Origin of the sequence: Anaerotruncus sp. 80 (assembly GCF_009936115.1) — a bacterium.
GTDB lineage: Bacteria > Bacillota > Clostridia > Peptostreptococcales > Anaerovoracaceae > Senimuribacter > Senimuribacter intestinalis.
This window is the reverse complement of sequence record NZ_QWES01000068.1, coordinates 1-721: the sequence shown is the minus strand read 5'-3', so window position 1 is coordinate 721 and position 721 is coordinate 1. Positions and strand designations below refer to the sequence as shown.

Here is a 721-nt window from a genome sequence, read left to right as displayed (position 1 = left end):
GCGAAAGCCTTCGACATCTATGGAAAAGGAGAATTTGCCATGCCAGAGCGGTATGGCTTTGAAGAAGGTGGCATGACATTTTTGTACATGCCGTGCTTTACAGACCATGCCTGCGGCACCAAAATGCTGGCGCTGGTACCGGAAAACAGGGAGCGCAGACTGCCGTCCATCGACGGTGTGGTGGTGTTAAACGACAGAACCACAGGACAGAGCAAGGCGCTGCTTGATGCAAAGAGAGTCACATCTTGGCGTACCGGCGCAACTGGCGCACTGGCAGCTAGAGAGCTGTCCAATGAAAATGCAGCATCCGTAGGTATTGTAGGCTGCGGTGTGCAGGGTTTTTCCCAGGGCGTGTGCATTTCAGCTGTGAGAAACATCAAAAAGATTTGCTTGTTTGACCCGTTCAAGCCGGAAGATGCACTGAAACAGTATGCCGAGGATTTACAGAAAGCAGCCATTGGCAATCCCGAAATGATCATCTGCAAAAGCGCAGAAGAATTGCTTTCCGGCTCTGATATCGTAGTGACGACAACCTTTGCGACAGAGCCGGTATTGCCTGAGGAGCCGGAGCTCTTAAAGGGAAAATGCTACATTGCAGTAGGTTCCTACAAACCATATATGAAAGAACTGCCGGACAGTCTCTTTGAAATTACCGAGGATGTGTATGTGGATTTGCCGTATGCCTGCGAAGAAAGCGGAGACTTATCGACAAGAATTGAAA

The 721-nt window shown here is 49.7% G+C and carries 1 pseudogene; it reads left to right on the top strand.

Annotated elements, in window-relative coordinates:
- Positions 1–39: 39 nt before the first annotated feature.
- Positions 40–721, top strand: a pseudogene (locus D1155_RS15510) (hypothetical protein); the annotation flags it as partial.